Raw genomic sequence first — 17,644 nt, forward strand, 5'->3', positions numbered from 1 at the left:
AGCCAGTCCGGCTAGAGCGCGTCCTCGATTTCCTCGTCGGAGGGGCCCCGCCGACGACGCCGCTTGGCTGCGCCGCGGGTCAGGGCCGATGCCCCGGGCGACTGAGCAGGGGCCTCAGTCGTGCGTGACCTGGTAGCCGCGGTTGCAGGGGCGGACACTGCAGCGGGGGCTGAGGGCTGAGGGCCCGGCGCCGCCGGCAGCTGCTCGTTTTCGGCGCGCGTGCGCGCGAGTTCGCCGGCGTCGCGGCGCAGCAACAGCACGGCCCCGAGTGGCGCGAGCGCGGCGAAGACCCACCACTGCCAGGCATACGCCAGGTGCGGCCCCAACGACAGCTCGGGTAGCGGTACCTGCTCGCCCACCACGGTGTCGCGGCAGCCGTCCTCGTCGCAGTAGTCGCGGATCATGAGGTAGCCAGGAACCACGTCTCCGGCAGGCTCGCCAAGTTGTGCGGGTGTGATGCGGGAGACCGAGTCATCGGCGCGCTTGCCGTCGTCGTCCTCCCACGCGCGGACGACGCCGGTCACGGTGACCGGGCTGTCCGTGTAGACGGGCATGGCAGGGTCGTCGAGCGGGCCGGGTTGGGGAATCCAGCCCACGGAGACCAAGACCGACTGGCCGTCCGTCGTGTCAAGCCATGCCAGGTACTGCCACGCGGGAGTCGAGTCAATGGGACGACCGCGCAGTACCGTGGCCGTCGCGGGGTCAAACACGCCCTCGACCGTGACCGTGCGCCATTCGGCATCAGGCGGAAGATCGTTGGCGCCTGCAGGGATCACGTCTCCTATGGGAGCGACCGGCTCGTGCCGGGCGACTTCGTACGCATCGCGCGCTTCAGTCTTGACCTCGTGCCGGCCGTGCTGCCAATCGCCGAGCACAATCGCAACCCCACTGATGGCGAGCGCAATCCCGAGCGTGATGCACACGCGAATGGGGGACAGGCCACGGAAGATCACCATGCGATCGTAGTCGCGCTGTGCGGCGTGGATGGACTCATTCGGTACGGTGGCACCCATGACACGACACGTCCTCGTTACTGGAGCCAACCGCGGCATCGGTCGCTCGATTGCTCAGTCCTTTGTGGCCGCCGGCTACACCGTCTCTTCGATTCACCGCAGTGGTGACCTCCCTGATGGGGTCGACGGTGAAATCGCGGACATCACGGACACGGACGGCGTGAACGCCGCGTTCGACGCTCTCGAGGCACGGCACGGACGCGTCGAGATCCTCGTGGCCAATGCTGGCATCACGAAGGACGGGCTGCTGATGCGGATGTCCGACGACGACTTCACGTCGGTCCTGGACGTCAACCTTGCCGGCACCTTCCGGTGCGTGCGGCGCGCCTCAAACTCGATGCTGCGCCAGCGCTTTGGACGCATCATTTTGGTGGGGTCAGTGGTGGGCTTGATGGGCAACCCAGGTCAGGTCAACTACTCGTCGTCGAAGTCCGCCCTGGTGGGGATGGCGCGCTCCATCACTCGCGAGATTGGCAGCCGCGGCATCACTGCCAACGTCATCGCGCCGGGTTTCATCACGACCGACATGACGGATGAACTGCCTGAGGACACCAAGAAGCAGTACGAGGCGACAATCCCCGCCAAGCGGTTCGGCAACACGGACGACGTCGCCGCCGCGGCCCTGTACCTTGCGTCTGACGCGGCCGGGTATGTCTCAGGCGCGGTTCTGCCGGTAGACGGCGGGCTCGGCATGGGGCACTAGTCCAGCTGTTGCCGCCGCAACGTGAGGAGGGCCGATGCGGTGATCACCGCATCGGCCCTCCTCACGTTCTTTGTGGGGTTACGACCCCTGCGAAAGTTCGCGGTCCTCATCGCCTTCAACGAAGGCGGGGGAGGCGACCGCGTTGTCGGCATTGCGCCAGCGGGTGATCGCAGCCATGAGGTGGTACGAAATCAGGGCGGCTGCCGTCCCGAGGACAATGCCTTCGAACGCCAGGTCGCCCACGGTCCACGTGTAATTCGCAGCGCCAACGATCAGAGCGATGCCCACCGGCATGAGGTTGACCGGGTTGCCAAAGTCCACCTTGCCCTGGCCCCAAATGCGAGCGCCGAGCACCGCGATCATGCCGAACAGCACTGTCGCGAGGCCACCCAGCACTCCCTGAGGCGTGGCCGCGATGAGTTCGCCAAACTTGGGCGACAGGCTCAACAGCAGTGCGAAGCCCGCGGCAATCCAGTAGGCCGCCGTCGAGTACACGCGTGTGGCCGCCATGACGCCAATGTTCTCGGCGTAGGTGGTGGTGCCAGATCCGCCGCCGGCGCCCGCGACGGCCGTGGCGACGCCGTCGGCCAGGAGCGCGCGACCCGTCAGCGGATCGAGGTCGTCGCCAGTCATCGCGGCCACAGACTTCACGTGGCCAATGTTCTCGGCAATCAGCACAAAGAGCACCGGCAGGAACATGATGATGACGGAGATGTCGAACTGCGGAGCGGTGAAGTCGGGCAGGCCCAGCCATGCAGCGTCCTTGACCTTGTCAAGGTTGTATTCGCCGTTGAGGGCCGCGACGGCGCATCCCACCACGGTGCCCAGCAGGATCGACAGTCGCCCGAGGACACCCTTGAAGAGCACCGTGATGACGATCACTGCGAGGGCGGAGACGAGCGCGGAACTCAGGGAGGCCTGCACCATGCCCCACGCGGCGGGCGCCAGGTTGAGGCCAATCAGCATCACGATGGCGCCGGTGACCACCGGCGGCATCGTGAGCTCGATCCAGCGCGTACCCGCCACGTGGACCACCACGCCCACCACGGCAAGCAGGAGGCCCGTCATCACCAGACCGCCGAGCGCCACCCCCATCGAGTGCGCGCCAGTCGCGGCCGTGATCGGCGCCAAGAACGCGAAGCTCGAGCCGAGGTACGACGGCAACTTGTTGCCCGTGATGATGAGGAACAACACGGTGCCGACCGCGGAAAAGAACAACGTGGTGGATGGGGGAAAGCCAGTGATGGTGGGCACCACGAACGTGGAGCCAAACATTGCCAGGACGTGCTGCGCGCCAATGCCGATGGTGCGCGGCCAGGTGAGTCGTTCCCCCGGTCCCACGGCCGAATTCGGTGCGACAGAACGCCCATCACCGTGAAGCGTCCAACTCATCAATGCCATCGTTTCTCCTTGAATGATCCAGCAGGGTCTGCGGGGGTTGAGCACAATCTAGCGGCCCTCGCTGCACCCGCCCCACGCGGCGTACCGCGAGCCGGAGTCAAGACCGCTAGGCTTCCGGTCAGGAGGAAACGAATACATGGGAATTCTTGACGGAAAGAACATCCTCGTCACCGGAGTGCTGACCGAGGGCTCGATTGCCTTCGATGTCGCGCGCCTGTGCCAGGAGCAGGGCGCAACCGTGGTGCTCACGGGCGTGGGTCGCACGCTGAAGATCACACAGGCCATGGGTCGTCGCCTTCCCGTCGAGGCACAGGTAGTGCCCCTCGACGTGACGGACCCGGAGCAGTTGGGCTCCTTGGCCGATGCCGTGCGTGAGCACGTTCCTCACCTGGATGGGGTGGTGCATTCCATCGGCTTCGCGCCCCAGACCGTCATGGGCGGCAACTTCATGAGCGGGCAGTGGGAAGACGTCGCGACTGCGATGCACATCTCTGCGTACTCGCTCAAGGCTCTGGCGGAAGCAACGCAGCCACTCATGCCTCACGGAGGCTCGATCGTCGGTCTGACCTTCGACGCCACCGTTGCCTGGCCCGTGTACGACTGGATGGGCGTGGCCAAGGCTGCACTCGAGTCCACGAGCCGTTACCTCGCCCGCGACCTCGGTCCGCAGGGCATCCGCTGCAACATGGTGTCCGCCGGGCCTATCAAGACCACGGCGGCAAAGAACATCCCCGGATTCGAACAGATGGAGGGGACCTGGTCTGAGCGTGCACCGCTGGGCTGGGACTCCGCCGCAACCGAGCCGACGGCGAAGGCGGTGACCGCGCTCTTGAGCGACTGGTTCCCCGCCACCACCGGCGAAATGGTGCACGTCGACGGAGGCGTGCACGCGATGGGACAGTGATATGCCGACGTTGATTCTCGCGCGCCACGCCAAGGCGGAGCGCCCTGCAGGACTGCAAGATATGGACCGCCCGTTGGCGCTGATCGGCCGCAAGGCGTCCGCCCACCTCGGCGAGGAGATCGCTGCCGCGGGGTTCACCCCCACGCTCGCACTCGTGTCGCCCTCGAACCGCACCCAGCAGACGTGGAGCCTGATGGCGTCCTCGTTTGATGGCTGCGAACTGCGCACGGTCGACGATCTCTATGAGACGCACGTCGACGGGCTGCTCGAGGTTCTGCATGAGCTCGGCGATGAGGACACGGTGGTTGTCGTGGGACACGAGCCCACCTCTTCGGCAGCCGCCGCATACCTCGCCGCCGACGAGTCCGACACCGACGCTCTGAAGTCAGTCGCGCACGGCCTGAGCACCGGCACCGCGGCGGTCCTCACCTTCGAGGGGCCGTGGGCTGACCTTGGATCGCGCACCGCGACGCTCACCCAGGTGATCTCCGGCCGCGACGTCGACTAAACACCACAGCGGGCGGTCACATGTCCACCGAGCACCACACGCTTGAGGGATTCATCGGTGACTTTATTCGTCGCCAGCCGATGTTCTTTGTTGCGACGGCGGCCGCCGACGGCTTGGTCAACGTGTCACCCAAGGGCGGCGTCGGCACTCTCGTCGTGCTCGATGACCGTCGCGTTGCCTACCTGGACCTCACTGGCTCAGGGTCGGAGGCCATCGCACACGTGCGATCGGTGAACCGCATCACCGTGATGTGGTGCGCGTTCGAGGGCCCACCGATGATTGTGCGCGTGCATGGCACCGCACAGGTGCTCACGCCGGCCACACCGGACTGGGACGCGATGTCGGCTCACTTTCCCGACAAGCCCGGCGCTCGCGCGATCATTGTCGTCACAGCCGACCGCATCAGTGATTCGTGTGGAATGTCCGTGCCACTCTTGGACTACCGCAGCGACCGAGACCAGCTCGACCGGTGGGCTCGCGGTAAGGGGCCCAACGGACTACGCGAGTATCGCGACCGCAAAAACGCCATAAGCCTGGACGGACTACCCGCGCTTGAGGAGCATGAGCGCGGGTAGAGGCTGCGACCCGTCGGTCACGGACGCGGAGCAGTCCGCGCGTCGATGATGTCGATGACCGCCATGAGTGACGGCTCGTTGACGGCCGCGTCGGCTTGCTCCTGTACGACGGGCTTGGCGTTAAAGGCGATTCCCAACCCGGCTGCCGCCATCATGTCCAGGTCATTTGCTCCGTCGCCAACTGCCACGGCATCGGCCGGATCCAGTCCGAGCTGAGCGCAGTACTCACGGAGAGCGGCCGCCTTCGCGGCCCTGTCGATGACTGGGCCAATGGTTCGGCCCGTCAGAGCTCCGTCGATGACTTCTAGGCGGTTGGCGCGGAAGAGGTCGATGTTCACGGTCGACGCGAGATCCGCGACAATCTCCTCGAACCCGCCAGAGACCAGGGCCGCCGTCCACCCGCGTTCCTGCAACGTGGAAATGAGTTCCTCAGCGCCAGGCGTGAACTCGACCTCGTCGATCACGTCGCGAAACACGGTATCGGGCACTCCCGCGAGCGTCGCGACGCGCTGTCGCAGCGACTCAGCAAAGTCAATCTCGCCGCGCATGGCCGCCTCAGTCACCGCGGCTACTTCAGGCTCGGTGCCTGCGCGCGCTGCAATGCGTTCAATGACTTCTGAGGTGATGAGCGTGGAGTCGACGTCCAAAACAATCAGACGTCCACTCATCCGGTGACCACCGTGCCCTTGGGGACAACCGTGATGCCGGACTCGGTGACGGTGAAGCCGCGCTCAAGGTCGGACTGGCGGTCGATCCCGACCCTGGCGCCCTCTTCCACGGTGACGTTCTTGTCCAAGATGGCGCGGTGCACCTGTGCGTGGCGATTGACGACCACGTGGTCCAGGAGCACCGAATCGGACACCGTTGACCACGAGTGGAGGCGGACGCCAGGCGACAGGACCGAGCCCGTCACGGTGGCGCCGGAGACGATCACGCCAGGGGAGACCACCGAGTCCGCGGCGTGTCCGAGGCGCCCCTCCTCAGAGTGGATGAACTTCGCGGGCGGTTCGGTGATGAGGCCCTGGTGCAGCGGCCACTGGTGGTTGTACACGTTGAAGATGGGCTGCACCGCGATGAGGTCCATGTGGGCCTCGTAATACGAGTCGAGCGTACCCACGTCGCGCCAATAGTCGCGGTCGCGATCGGTGGATCCCGGCACGTCGTTGTCGACAAAGTCGTAGAACCCGCAGGTGCCGCGGTCGACGAAGTGGGGGACAATGTCGCCGCCCATGTCGTGCTTGCTGGAAGCGGACTCGGCGTCGGCCTTGAGCGCTTCGAGCAGCGGCTCAACGGAGGCAACGTAGTTGCCCATGGAGGCGAGAACCTCACCGGGGGAGTCGGGCAGACCCTCGGGATTCTCTGGCTTCTCGAGGAAGGCTCGAATCCGGCCGGGGTTGTCCTTGTCGATATCGATCACGCCGAACTGATCCGCGAGTTCGATGGGCTGGCGGATGCCGGCGACGGTGAACTCTGCGCCGGAGGCGATGTGCGAGTCGACCATCTGGGAGAAGTCCATGCGGTACACGTGGTCGGCGCCCACGATCACGACGATGTCTGGCTGCTCGTCTTCGATGATGTTGACGGTCTGATAAATCGCGTCGGCGCTGCCGAGGTACCAATGCTTGCCGCGACGCTGCTGGGCGGGCACCGGAGCGACGTAGTTGCCCAGGAGCGGCGACATGCGCCAGGTGCGGGCGATGTGGCGGTCCATCGAGTGCGACTTGTACTGGGTGAGCACCACCACGTGCAGGTAGCGCGAGTTCACCAGGTTGGACAAGGCAAAGTCGACGAGCCGGTACGTTCCGCCGAAGGGAACTGCGGGCTTGGCTCGGGCCGCGGTGAGGGGCATCAGACGCTTGCCCTCACCTCCAGCGAGGACGATCGCGAGTACTTTCGGTGCGGGCATATCCTCAGCATAGGGGGCGCGACGCGCGTGTGAACAGGGCACACGCTGATGTAAAGGCGATAGCGTGGGCCCATGCGAGCAGACATCCTTACGCGCGAGTACCCACCCCACATCTACGGTGGCGCAGGCGTGCACGTGACCGAGTTGGCCGCCGTCCTGCGAGAGCACATGGATGTGGAGGTCAGGGCTTTCGATGGTCCGCGTGAGGACCAGGGGGTGACGGGCTACGACCCGCTGGGCGGTGGCGTGGGAGACGCGTCGCTGGACGTTCTGGCCCACAACCTGCCCATGGCCAAGGACTGCGAAGGCGCCGACCTCGTGCACTCGCACACCTGGTACGCCAACATGGCAGGGCACATTGCCGCGAAGCTGCATGGCATCCCGCACATCATTAGCGCCCACTCGCTTGAGCCGCTGCGTCCATGGAAGGCGGAGCAGCTCGGCGGTGGCTACCGGGTGTCGTCGTGGATCGAGCGCACCGCGTACGAGGGCGCCGACGCCATCATCGCTGTGTCCGGCGGGATGCGGGACGACGTCCTGCGGTCGTACCCCGACATCGACCCCGACAAGGTTCACGTCATCCACAACGGCATCGACGTGGACGCGTGGGCGGCACCAGCCACGGACGACGAGCGTGCTGCGGCCGATGCCGTGGTCGCCGAGTGGGGGATCGACCCCGAGCGCCCCGCAATCGTCTTCGTGGGACGCATCACTCGCCAGAAGGGCCTGCCGTTCTTCCTTCGTGCTGTTGAGGACCTGCCGCCAGAGGTGCAGGTGGTGCTGTGCGCTGGTGCACCCGACACCAAGGAGATCGCCGCCGAGGTCAGTGGCCTCGTGGCCTCGCTCCAGGAGCGTCGCGACGGCGTGATCTGGATCGACAAGCACTTGCCGCGCCCCGAGCTGGTCGCTGTCCTCGACGCGTGCACCGCCTTCGTGTGCCCGAGCGTCTACGAGCCGCTGGGCATCGTGAACCTCGAGGCCATGGCGGTGGGACTTCCGGTCGTCGCGACCGCCACGGGAGGTATCCCTGAGGTCGTCGTCGACGGCGAGACGGGAATCCTGGTGCCGATTGACCAGGTGAGCGACGGCACCGGCACGCCCACGGACCCCGACGCCTTCATCGCAGATCTCGCCGCCGCGCTCACGGACGTGGTGTCCGACCTGGACCGTGCGAAGGCATGGGGAGCTGCCGGGAGGCAGCGTGCCGCCGAGCACTTCTCATGGGAGACGATCGGGGAACGCACCGCGGCCCTGTACAAAGACATCCTCGGATAGGCTGGGCAATCATGACCGAGGTGCTGACATTCACGGGCGTTCAGTTGCGGCGAGGCGACAACCCGATCCTGCGCGACATCGACTGGAGTGTCGACTCCTCGGAACGGTGGGTGGTGCTGGGGCCAAACGGCGCTGGCAAGACTACGCTGACCAATCTCGCCTCGGCGCGCATGCACCCGAGCGAGGGGACTGTCCAGGTCTTGGGCGAGACGCTCGGCCACACTGACACGCAAGACTTGCGTACCCGGGTGGGGCTCACGTCGGCAGCGCTCGCGGACCGCATCCCGGACGACGAGACCGTGCGCGACGTCGTGATGACCGCTGCGTACGGTGTGACCGGCCGCTGGCGCGAAGAGTACGAGCAGGTCGACGAGACCAGGGCAGAGAATCTGCTCGCGGCCTTTGGCATGCAGAGCTTCACTGAGCGCGCCTTCTGGACGCTGTCGGAAGGCGAGCGCAAGCGTGTGCAGATCGCGCGTGCGCTGATGACGGACCCCGAACTGCTGATCCTCGATGAGCCTGCCGCAGGCCTTGACCTGGGCGGACGTGAGGAACTGCTGGCCGCACTGTCTGAACTGGCCGGTGACCGCCGTTCGCCGGCCATGATTATGGTCACTCACCACGTCGAGGAGATTCCGCCCAACTTCACTCACGCGCTCTTGCTGCGCGAGGGCCGTGTCATCGCCCAGGGCCCCCTGCACCAGACCGTGACGTCAGCGAACCTCTCTCAGGCGTACGACATGCCTGTCGCGTTGCACGCCCACCAGGGACGCTGGACCGCCCGCAAAGCGTGACGCGCAAGCGAGTGTGCCCCGGGCATCGGCCCTGGTCGCCCAGGTCTGTTCACCTCCACCTCAAGGACTGACAAGGTCGTCCTCGCGGCCGATGCCGCCGCCTGAGCGCCGCTGCTAGGTTGCAGGAAAGAGGAGGTGGAAGGCCATGGATTCACTGTGGTGGTTCGTCGGAGCCATTGTGTTGGGAATCGTCGAGATCTTCACGCTCGACCTAGTTTTTGCGATGCTCGCAGCAGGAGCCCTCGCCGGCGGTGCAGCCGCATTGCTGGGCGCAGACTTCTGGGTCAGCATGGTGCTGGCGTGCGTGGTCGCAGCGCTGATGCTGTTCACGTTGCGCCCGTGGCTGCTCAAGTCCATCCGGGCCCGGTCTGTGCTGGTGGAGACCAACTCCGCCGCGCTGGTGGGTGAAGAAGGACGGGCACTGGATCAGGTCACGGAGTTCAGTGGCCGCATCAAGCTTGCCGGTGAAGTGTGGTCGGCTCGTACGCGCGATGATGCGCAACCCATCACGGAGGGTACTGACGTGACCGTGGTGGACATCAAGGGTGCGACGGCGATCGTCGAACCAGAGAATAAGGGGGAGTGAACCCATGACTGTTGCACAGATTGTGATCACGGTTGTGGCCGTGGTGCTGGCGATCTTTGTGATCTCCGCACTGGCCAAGGCCATTCAGATTGTTCCTCAAACCGAGGCCCGGGTCGTGGAACGGCTCGGACGGTACAACCGCACCATGGAAGCAGGCATGCACCTGCTGGTGCCGTTCATCGACAAGGTGCGCCAGAAGGTCGACCTGCGTGAGCAGGTGGTGTCCTTCCCGCCGCAAAACGTCATTACCTCGGACAACCTCAACGTCGAGATTGACACCGTGATCTATTTCCAGGTCACGAACGCCAAGTCAGCGGTGTATGAGATCGCCAGCTACATCGTCGGTATGCAGCAGTTGACCGTCACGACTATCCGTAACGTCATTGGAACCATGGACCTGGAGCAGACGCTCACCAGCCGTGACCAGATCAATGGTCAGCTGCGTAGCGTGCTGGACGAGGCGACTGGTAAGTGGGGCATCCGCGTGGGTCGCGTGGAGCTCAAGGCGATTGACCCGCCCCTGTCCATCAAGGACTCGATGGAGAAGCAGATGCGGGCGGAGCGCGACCGACGCGCCGCGATCTTGACCGCTGAAGGTGTCAAGCAGTCGCAGATTCTGACCGCTGAAGGTGAGAAGCAGTCGGCCATCTTGCGTGCCGAAGGTGAGGCGCAGGCGGCCATCCTGAACGCTGAGGGTGAAGCGCGCGCGATCTTGCAGGTCTTCGACGCCATCCACCAAGGAGACGCCGACTCCAAGCTGCTGGCCTACCAGTACCTGCAGGTGCTGCCGGAAATCGCGAAGACGGACTCGAACAAGGTGTGGTTTGTCCCCACCGAGTTCACTGGCGCGCTCAAGTCCATCTCCGCGGCCTTTGGTCAAGAGGAGGACCTGGAGCCGCTGACGCGGGACAGGGACCGCGACAGCGACCGCTCGAGCCGGATCACGTCTGCCCTCGCAGACCCGGCCGAGGCGCTGCGCCTGGCTCGCCAGGAGGTCGAGGACGCCACCTCGGACGCGACCGACGCTGGCACGCGCTCGGGCCGTCCGTTCAACCCAGATGCGGAGAAGGGCCAGCAGTAGGCTCGATCCGAATCTTCACACGCCCCCGGCGCCGCGATGGCGCCGGGGGCGTCGTGTTGCCTCCACTCTTCGCCTGGCCGTACATACACGGCGGGATTTCGGGTTCACTGTGTTCCTGGCCGTTGATATTCGGTGGTGGGGGCATGCTGAGACAATGAGCGCGTGATCACCGACCCCACTGATGCGCGCCTGGACGACTACCGCAACCTCACGGACGTCGCGTTGCGGCGCACGCTCGAACCCGAGCGTGGCCTGTACATGGCAGAGGGCGCCAAGGTGATCGAACGTGCACTCGCGGCCGGACACGAGCCTCGCTCCGTGCTCGTGAGCGAGAAGTGGGAGCCGGGCATCACGGAGGTGCTCACGCGCGCCGGGGTGGACGCCCCGGTGTATGTCGCTCCAGAGTCTCTTCTCGAAAACGTCACCGGCTACCAAGTGCACCGTGGCGCCCTGGCCGCGATGCATCGGCCCGTCTTGGCAGAGCCCGCCGCACTTGTGAAGGACGCGCGTAGGGTCGTGGTGCTCGAGGGCATTGTCGATCACACCAATGTGGGTGCGATTTTCCGTTCCGCAGCAGGTATTGGCGCGGACGCCATCTTGGTCGCACCCACGTGTGCCGACCCGCTGTACCGTCGCGCGGTGAAGGTCTCCATGGGCACCGTTTTCCAGGTTCCGTGGACGCGTGCGCAGCGGTGGCCTGAGGCTTTGGCTGACTTGCGAGCGGAGGGGTTCGCGGTCGCGGCCCTCGCGCTCAGTGACCATGCGGTCAGCCTCGACGAATTTGCGGCCGCCGGCCACGAGCGGATCGCGATTGTCATGGGGGCCGAGGGTGATGGTCTTACGCGGGCAGCCCAGGAGGCCGCTCAGGACGTCGTGACCATCCCCATGGCTGGCGGCGTGGATTCGCTCAATGTCGCCGCCGCGGCTGCTGTCGCGTTGTGGGCGGTGCGCTAGGGCAGGCGGCGCCTGCGCCGGTTGACGGGGAGGCCTATGTCAGGGTCTACTGAGATAATCGAACATATGTTCGAACGCGGGTGTTTCTCGCGATGATCAGTGGAGCACGATGTCGACCGAATCACCGACCCCTAGCGCTGCGCAACAGCAGCGTTTAGCTGCTGCGCGCAGCGCCCTCCAGGGCGCGCATGCCCGGTGGGGAGTGACGCGCGAAGCCACCCAGGCTGCTCCCACGCTGCCGCTGTCATCATCGCTTTCATCCCTGCTGCCGGCGGGGCTGGTGCGAGGGCAAATCATCCGCGTGACGGGATCCACGTCGCTGATGTTGGAGATGGTGGCTGAAGGGTCACGCGCGGGTTCGTGGGCTGCCGTGATCGGCATGCCGGCGGTGGGTGCGGTGGCGGCCGCGCGCCGTGGAATTGAGCTTGCGCGTGTGGCGCTTGTTCCCCATCCGGGTGCGCAGGCGGCGGCGGTGGCGGGCGCGTGCGTTGACGGCATGGACGTGGTGCTGGTCGGAGATGCCGTGGCGCTGTCCGATGGAGACCGGCGACGGCTCGCGGCGCGGGCGAAGGAGCGCGGCAGCGTCATCGTGACCTCAGGGCGCTGGCCCGGCGCTCATACCTCGCTTACCGTCGAGCGCACCGACTGGAGTGGGTTGGGGGCAGGGGATGGGCGCCTACGTCAACGCGAGGTCACCGTGGCCATTGCTGGGCGCAGACAAGCGGCGACCCGCAGGGTGCGGGTGCTTCTCGACAACGAGTTCAGCTGGGTCTCGAGCCGTCACACGGCGGCGGTGAGTGAGGGCGTGGCATGACCGCGCCAGTGCAGGCAGGGCCGGTCGCTACAACGCGGCGCATGGTGTTGTGGGTTCCGGACTGGCCGGTTGCCGCAGCGATGCGTGAGGCCGGGTTAAGGGCCGATGCCCCGGCGGCTGTGCTGCATGGGCGCGGCCTGGCGGCAGTGTCGGCTGCGGCGCGTGCGGCTGGGGTGACCCGAGGTAGTACCAAACGGGTCGCGCAGCGTGCCTGCCCTGAGGTGGCATTGCTGGGCTATGACGAGGGCCGTGACTCCCGCGAGTTCGAGGCGGTGGCTGCCGCAGCAGAAGAGGTCGTGGCTGGCGTCGAGATTTCCCGCCCAGGACTGTTGATGATCCCGGCGAACGGGGCCGCGCGTTTTCATGGGTCGGAGGAAGCATTGGCGGAGGCGCTGATTGCCTCCGTCGCCGACCTCAGCGAGCACGAGTCTTTGGTGGGTGCCGCCGATGGCTTGCTGGCGGCCATCATGGCGGCGCGCCACTCCACTCTTGTCCCTCCCGGGCAGTCTCGAGAGTTCCTGTCTTCCGCGCCCGTGTCAGCACTGGCTCTGGCCGCCATGGAGCGTCGCCAACGCGAGGCCGTCGAGGACTTGGCAGGGGTGCTGACGAGGCTGGGCATCCACACCCTGGCTGAGTTCACCGCCTTGCCGCTGGGAGACGTGATTGCCAGGTTTGGACACGTGGGTCGCTGGGCTTACCGGGTGGGGAGAGGCGAGGACGTCCGTCCACCCGTCCTGCGGCGTTCGCAAGAGGACATCGCGGTGTCCTACGAGTTTGAGGAACCTGCCCAACGGGTGGAGCAACTCGCGGCCGTTGCTGCCCACGTCGCTGGCGAATTGGACGCCGCCTTGCTCGCGGCGGGAGTCAGGTGCGGGCGCGTCAGCATCGGGGCCAGCACCGAACGTGGGGACACGCTGGAACGGGTGTGGCGTACCGACGTGGGTTCTCGCGCAGGAGCGTTCTCGAAGCACATGGCGGACCGGGTGCGGTGGCAGCTGGAGGGGTGGTTGTCAGGAACATCGGCGGGTCCGGAGCCTGCGCCGCTGACCTCCTTGATGCTCACGGCGCAAGATGTGGTGGCGTTGGGAGATGAGCAGGCCTACCTGTGGGGTGGAACTTCTGGGGCCGACGCTCGGGCCCAGCGCACGGTGGAAAGGGTGCAGTCATTGCTGGGGGCCGATGCCGTGCTGTCGGTGCGTGAGCAGGGAGGCCGTGCTCCTCGCGACCGGATGTTGACGGTGCCGTGGGGGCAGGAGGTCAGGTCAATGCGCAAGATAGAGCACCCGTGGCCGGGCAGGATCCCGGAACCCGCGCCCGCGACGGTGTTGCCCATGGCGGAACCTATGGAAGTGCTGGACGCCGGCGGGTCCGCGATTGTCGTGGGCAAGCGTCTAGGCGTGAGTGCCTCACCCACATGGGTGCGACTCCAGGCGGAGCCGGGTGGCGCGCGCCATGCGGCTACCTTGAGGCACCCCTCGGCCGGGCACGTAGGCCAGGGCCCCACCTGGGGGCCGCCGCGACCGGTGGAGGCCTGGGCGGGGCCGTGGCCCATGGTGGAGCGATGGTGGTCGGAGGACGCATCCCGGCGGGCCTATGTGCAGATCATTGTGCGCGACGGCGACGACGGCTCGGTATTAGCGATTCTGGCGGCGTACAGCGGCAGTCAGTGGTGGTTGGAGGCTGTCTATGACTGATCGTGCCGCGTACGCCGAACTCCACGCTCACAGCGCCTTCAGCTTTCTTGACGGCGCCAGCCACCCGGAAGAGATGGTCGCGGAAGCCGGGCGTCTGGGGCTGAGTGCCATCGCCGTCACGGACCATGACGGCCTTTACGGGGCCGTGCGCACTGCGAATGCGGCCCGGGCCATTGATTTGCCGGCAGTCTTTGGCGCCGAACTCCACCTTGGCGCCCCAGAGGTGGCAGGCGGGCCGCCGGTGCTTGATCCGCCTTCGGGGCGACCAGACCCGCGCGGCAGCCATCTGCTTGTCTTGGCGCGTGGAGCAGCCGGGTACGCGCGACTGTCCCATGCGATCGGCATGGCCCACCTGGCGACCGGGGAGAAAGGGCTGGCACGCTATACGCTTGAGGACCTTGCGGCCGCTGGCCGGGGCGAGTTCCTTGTATTGACCGGGTGCCGCAAGGGGGCCGTGAGGCGCGCCCTCGCCGGCGTGGGAGTGCCGGGCGCGCGGGCGCTCAGCGGGGCCGTGACAGCGCTGGGCTTCAGTGCTGCCCGCACACAGCTCGGTATTTTGACCTCTCTTTTTGGTCGCGACAACGTGGCTGTCGAGATCACCGACCACGGGGATCCCTTCGATTCTGAACGCAACGACGCCCTTGCCGACCTTGCCTTCGATGCCCAACTGCCTCTGGTAGCCACCACGAACGCTCACTACGCGACCGAGCGTGACGCAGACCTCGCCGCCGCCATGGCTGCGGTCAGGTCCCGGTCATCCCTGGACGACATGGACGGTTGGTTGCCAGGCGGCGGCGGTGGACACCTGCGTTCACCGCAAGAGATGATGGCGAGGCACAGGCGACACCCGGATGCCGTGACGACGTCCGCGCGGTTGGCGGCCGAATGTGCCTTCGATCTTCAGCTGGTCGCTCCCCACCTACCCCCGTACCCAGTGCCTGAGGGCCACACGGAGGCATCGTGGCTACGTGAGTTGGTCCGGCGGGGTGCGTACGCCCGCTACGGTCCACCGCACGATGAGCGAGTGCCAGGCGCCTGGCGCCAACTCGAGCATGAACTCAATGTGATTGAGGCACTCGATTTTCCCGGCTACTTCCTCATCGTCCACGACATCGTGAACTTCTGTCGTGAATCCGACATTTTGTGCCAGGGGAGAGGCTCGGCCGCTAACTCCGCAGTGTGCTTTGCCCTGGGAGTGACGGCGGTGGATGCGGTGACTCACGGGCTGCTGTTTGAGCGCTTTCTTGCGCCCGAACGCGACGGGCCGCCAGACATTGACGTCGATATCGAGTCCGACCGGCGCGAAGAGGTGATCCAGTACGTCTTCCGCCGCTTTGGTCGCATCAACGCGGCCATGGTGGCCAACGTCATTCAGTACCGACCGCGTTCGGCTGTGAGGGATGCCGCGAAGGCGCTCGGCTACGACGTGGGTCAGCAGGACGCGTGGTCAAAGGGCATTGACAGGTGGGGGACGCTTAGGGCTCCGCAGGCCACAGCTCAGGAATGGGCGGCGACTCAACGCGATGCGACGTGGCCTGAACCCCCTCCCAGTCAAGACATTGACCATATCCCTGAGCCGGTCGTTGACCTCGCAGAGCGGTTGATGCGTCTCCCGCGGCACCTGGGCATTCACCCAGGTGGCATGGTCCTGTGTGACCGTCCCGTCATCGACGTCTGCCCTGTTGAGTGGGCGCGCATGCCTGGTCGCACCGTCTTGCAATGGGATAAGGACGACTGCGCGGATGCTGGCCTCGTGAAGTTCGACCTGTTGGGACTTGGCATGCTGTCGGCACTCAAGTACGCCTTCACCTTTATCCGAGGCAGCCAAGGCATTGAACTGGGCCTGCACGGCCTTCCCCAAGAAGACCCGGCGGTCTACGACCTCTTGTGCGCGGCCGACACCGTGGGGGTGTTCCAGGTCGAGTCGCGCGCACAGATGGCGACCCTGCCGCGACTACGGCCACGGCGCTTCTACGACATTGTGATCGAGGTAGCGCTGATCAGGCCCGGCCCCATCCAGGGAGGCTCAGTGCACCCCTACATTTCCCGGGCCAGAGGGCGTGAGCCAGTGACGTATCTCCACCCCCTGCTCGAGAAGTCGCTCGGGAAGACCTTGGGCGTTCCGCTGTTCCAAGAGCAACTCATGCAGATGGCGATGGACTGTGCGGGGTTCGACGGCGCGCTGGCGGATCAGCTTCGCCGTGCAATGGGGTCCAAACGTAGTCCCGAACGCATGGAGAAGTTGCGTGCGCGGTTCATGATTGGTGCCCACGAGAACGGCATCACGGCGGACGTCGCGACGCAGATTTTCGACAAACTCAAGGCGTTCTCCGACTTTGGCTTCCCCGAGTCGCACTCGTATTCCTTTGCGTACCTGGTGTACGCCTCAAGTTGGCTCAAGGTGCACCAGCCAGCGGCGTTTTATGCGGGACTGCTCGCAGCCCAGCCCATGGGGTTCTACAGCCCTCAGTCGTTGGCAGCGGACGCGCGCCGCCACGGGCAGGTGGTGCTCCGTCCGTGTGTCGAAAAGTCAGACGTCCTCGCAACGGTGGAACGCCTCGCGAGCCCGTTCGATGCCCCGCAAGAGACACGCGAGGACATGGCTCGACTCAGTCGCGTCGACCGCACGCTTGCCGTCCGCATGGGGCTGGCCTCCATCAAATCCCTCGGCAAAGACGCGGCAGCCGCCATCGTCGAGGCACGCAAAGATGGCGCCTTCGCGTCGCTCACGGACATGGCACGCCGAGTCCGCGTGCGGCCTGCGGGAGTGTCTGGCCAGGCGGGAATCGCTCCCGCCAAGGGCCTGACCGTTGCTCAATGGGAGGCGCTGGCGACGTCAGGGGCGCTGGAGTCCTTGGGTGTGACGCGTCGTGAAGGGCTGTGGGCTGCGGGGGCGCTCTCCAAGGAGGGGCCGGACACCCTGCCTGATGCAGTGCCTGGTGTCGAGGCGCCGATGCTTCCTGGCATGAGCGTCGTGGAGGAGGCGGTAGCCGATGTCTGGGCGTCGGGCGTGTCCGTGGACAGCTATCCCACGGTGTTTGTGCGCGAGGGCCTGCAGGCGCAGGGCGTGCTGACGGTCGCGCAGGTGCTGGCTCACGAGGCCGAGCGGCGCGTCACGGTGGCTGGGGTGGTGACTCACCGGCAAAGGCCAGGGACAGCTAGGGGAGTGACCTTTATCTCGTTGGAGGATGAGACGGGATTTCTCAACGTGATCTGTTCGGTCGGGGTGTGGAAGCGTTTCCAGGCGGTGGCGCGCAGGTCGCCGGCGCTGGTCATTCGGGGCAGAATCGAACGCGCAGACGGCGCGACGAACCTCGTGGCCGAACATCTGGCGCCCATGTCGCTGGCAGTACCAGCGAAGAGTCGCGACTTCCGATGAGCATCAACCCATCACGGGGTTCATTGCAGGTCAAAACGCGTGCTAGAGTTTCTTCTC

General features: G+C 65.9%; 16 protein-coding genes. 12 read left to right on the forward strand and 4 right to left on the reverse strand.

Features of this window, described 5'->3' with window-relative positions:
- Window positions 1–11: 11 nt before the first annotated feature.
- On the reverse strand, window positions 12–1,013 hold the full coding sequence (locus AOP75_RS08675) for an SURF1 family protein (protein ID WP_161794561.1): 1,002 nt from the start codon (window positions 1,011–1,013) through the stop codon (window positions 12–14).
- On the opposite strand from AOP75_RS08675, the gene fabG reads away from it, so the two are divergent.
- Entirely contained in the window at window positions 1,012–1,716 is a 705-nt protein-coding gene (fabG, locus tag AOP75_RS08680; RefSeq protein ID WP_236683130.1) for a 3-oxoacyl-ACP reductase FabG, read from the forward strand. The genes AOP75_RS08675 and fabG overlap by 2 nt on opposite strands.
- A 78-nt stretch (window positions 1,717–1,794) precedes the next feature.
- On the opposite strand, the gene AOP75_RS08685 is transcribed toward fabG, so the two are convergent.
- The gene (locus tag AOP75_RS08685; protein ID WP_062078601.1) at window positions 1,795–3,117 is read right to left on the reverse strand and encodes a uracil-xanthine permease family protein; all 1,323 of its coding nucleotides are present in this window, start codon (window positions 3,115–3,117) and stop codon (window positions 1,795–1,797) included.
- Window positions 3,118–3,253: 136 nt separating this feature from the next.
- Between AOP75_RS08685 and fabI the strand changes: the two genes are divergently transcribed.
- From fabI to AOP75_RS08700, 3 genes are read left to right on the forward strand one after another with little or no spacing between them, the layout of a single operon-like run.
- Window positions 3,254–4,021 (forward strand): enoyl-ACP reductase FabI, encoded by a 768-nt coding sequence (gene fabI, locus AOP75_RS08690; RefSeq protein ID WP_062078603.1) that lies wholly within the window; start codon window positions 3,254–3,256, stop codon window positions 4,019–4,021.
- Window position 4,022: 1 nt separating this feature from the next.
- Window positions 4,023–4,529 carry a SixA phosphatase family protein gene (locus AOP75_RS08695; protein WP_062078605.1) on the forward strand — a complete coding sequence of 169 codons (507 nt, stop codon included), beginning with the start codon at window positions 4,023–4,025 and terminating at the stop codon, window positions 4,527–4,529.
- A 20-nt stretch (window positions 4,530–4,549) separates the two neighbouring features.
- Window positions 4,550–5,104, forward strand: coding sequence for a pyridoxamine 5'-phosphate oxidase family protein (locus tag AOP75_RS08700; protein WP_062078607.1), 555 nt, complete (start codon window positions 4,550–4,552; stop codon window positions 5,102–5,104).
- 17 nt (window positions 5,105–5,121) lie between these two features.
- On the opposite strand, the gene serB is transcribed toward AOP75_RS08700, so the two are convergent.
- Both serB and glgC read right to left on the reverse strand, forming a co-directional pair.
- Window positions 5,122–5,772, reverse strand: a complete 651-nt coding sequence (gene serB / locus AOP75_RS08705) for a phosphoserine phosphatase SerB (protein WP_062078609.1) — start codon at window positions 5,770–5,772, stop codon at window positions 5,122–5,124.
- Window positions 5,769–7,010 (reverse strand): glucose-1-phosphate adenylyltransferase, encoded by a 1,242-nt coding sequence (gene glgC, locus AOP75_RS08710; protein WP_062078611.1) that lies wholly within the window; start codon window positions 7,008–7,010, stop codon window positions 5,769–5,771. Before glgC ends, serB begins: the two co-directional genes overlap by 4 nt.
- A 72-nt stretch (window positions 7,011–7,082) precedes the next feature.
- Between glgC and glgA the strand changes: the two genes are divergently transcribed.
- The 8 genes from glgA (at window position 7,083) to AOP75_RS08750 (ending at window position 17,587) form a co-directional block, all read left to right on the forward strand.
- Entirely contained in the window at window positions 7,083–8,285 is a 1,203-nt protein-coding gene (glgA, locus tag AOP75_RS08715; protein ID WP_062078613.1) for a glycogen synthase, read from the forward strand.
- 11 nt (window positions 8,286–8,296) lie between these two features.
- Entirely contained in the window at window positions 8,297–9,079 is a 783-nt protein-coding gene (locus AOP75_RS08720; RefSeq protein WP_062078615.1) for an ABC transporter ATP-binding protein, read from the forward strand.
- Window positions 9,080–9,224: 145 nt separating this feature from the next.
- Window positions 9,225–9,665 (forward strand): NfeD family protein, encoded by a 441-nt coding sequence (locus AOP75_RS08725; RefSeq protein WP_062078617.1) that lies wholly within the window; start codon window positions 9,225–9,227, stop codon window positions 9,663–9,665.
- A 4-nt stretch (window positions 9,666–9,669) separates the two neighbouring features.
- Entirely contained in the window at window positions 9,670–10,746 is a 1,077-nt protein-coding gene (locus AOP75_RS08730) for an SPFH domain-containing protein (protein WP_062078619.1), read from the forward strand.
- 162 nt (window positions 10,747–10,908) lie between these two features.
- Complete coding sequence (locus AOP75_RS08735; protein WP_062078621.1) at window positions 10,909–11,700, forward strand: TrmH family RNA methyltransferase; 792 nt, start codon at window positions 10,909–10,911, stop codon at window positions 11,698–11,700.
- Between the two features lie 109 nt (window positions 11,701–11,809).
- Window positions 11,810–12,514: a DnaE2-dependent mutagenesis accessory factor ImuA' gene (gene imuA' / locus AOP75_RS08740; RefSeq protein WP_152650035.1), complete on the forward strand. Its 705-nt coding sequence runs from the start codon at window positions 11,810–11,812 to the stop codon at window positions 12,512–12,514.
- On the forward strand, window positions 12,511–14,208 hold the full coding sequence (locus AOP75_RS08745) for a DNA polymerase Y family protein (protein ID WP_083966864.1): 1,698 nt from the start codon (window positions 12,511–12,513) through the stop codon (window positions 14,206–14,208). The genes imuA' and AOP75_RS08745 overlap by 4 nt, the downstream gene beginning before the upstream one ends.
- The gene (locus tag AOP75_RS08750) at window positions 14,201–17,587 is read left to right on the forward strand and encodes an error-prone DNA polymerase (RefSeq protein ID WP_062078627.1); all 3,387 of its coding nucleotides are present in this window, start codon (window positions 14,201–14,203) and stop codon (window positions 17,585–17,587) included. The genes AOP75_RS08745 and AOP75_RS08750 overlap by 8 nt, the downstream gene beginning before the upstream one ends.
- Window positions 17,588–17,644 lie beyond the last annotated feature (57 nt).

This window comes from Demequina globuliformis (assembly GCF_000975155.1).
In the GTDB taxonomy this organism is placed as follows: domain Bacteria; phylum Actinomycetota; class Actinomycetes; order Actinomycetales; family Demequinaceae; genus Demequina; species Demequina globuliformis.

What these genes read in the sequence shown, in the direction of transcription:
- fabG (WP_236683130.1), top strand. Translation starts at nt 1,012, where the DNA reads ATGACACGACACGTCCTCGTTACTGGAGCCAACCGCGGCATCGGTCGC.
- AOP75_RS08750 (WP_062078627.1), top strand. Translation starts at nt 14,201, where the DNA reads ATGACTGATCGTGCCGCGTACGCCGAACTCCACGCTCACAGCGCCTTC.
- AOP75_RS08675 (WP_161794561.1), bottom strand. Translation starts at nt 1,013, where the DNA reads ATGGGTGCCACCGTACCGAATGAGTCCATCCACGCCGCACAGCGCGAC.
- fabI (WP_062078603.1), top strand. Translation starts at nt 3,254, where the DNA reads ATGGGAATTCTTGACGGAAAGAACATCCTCGTCACCGGAGTGCTGACC.
- AOP75_RS08725 (WP_062078617.1), top strand. Translation starts at nt 9,225, where the DNA reads ATGGATTCACTGTGGTGGTTCGTCGGAGCCATTGTGTTGGGAATCGTC.
- AOP75_RS08700 (WP_062078607.1), top strand. Translation starts at nt 4,550, where the DNA reads ATGTCCACCGAGCACCACACGCTTGAGGGATTCATCGGTGACTTTATT.
- serB (WP_062078609.1), bottom strand. Translation starts at nt 5,772, where the DNA reads ATGAGTGGACGTCTGATTGTTTTGGACGTCGACTCCACGCTCATCACC.
- AOP75_RS08745 (WP_083966864.1), top strand. Translation starts at nt 12,511, where the DNA reads ATGACCGCGCCAGTGCAGGCAGGGCCGGTCGCTACAACGCGGCGCATG.
- glgA (WP_062078613.1), top strand. Translation starts at nt 7,083, where the DNA reads ATGCGAGCAGACATCCTTACGCGCGAGTACCCACCCCACATCTACGGT.
- AOP75_RS08695 (WP_062078605.1), top strand. Translation starts at nt 4,023, where the DNA reads ATGCCGACGTTGATTCTCGCGCGCCACGCCAAGGCGGAGCGCCCTGCA.
- AOP75_RS08685 (WP_062078601.1), bottom strand. Translation starts at nt 3,117, where the DNA reads ATGGCATTGATGAGTTGGACGCTTCACGGTGATGGGCGTTCTGTCGCA.
- glgC (WP_062078611.1), bottom strand. Translation starts at nt 7,010, where the DNA reads ATGCCCGCACCGAAAGTACTCGCGATCGTCCTCGCTGGAGGTGAGGGC.
- AOP75_RS08720 (WP_062078615.1), top strand. Translation starts at nt 8,297, where the DNA reads ATGACCGAGGTGCTGACATTCACGGGCGTTCAGTTGCGGCGAGGCGAC.
- AOP75_RS08730 (WP_062078619.1), top strand. Translation starts at nt 9,670, where the DNA reads ATGACTGTTGCACAGATTGTGATCACGGTTGTGGCCGTGGTGCTGGCG.
- imuA' (WP_152650035.1), top strand. Translation starts at nt 11,810, where the DNA reads ATGTCGACCGAATCACCGACCCCTAGCGCTGCGCAACAGCAGCGTTTA.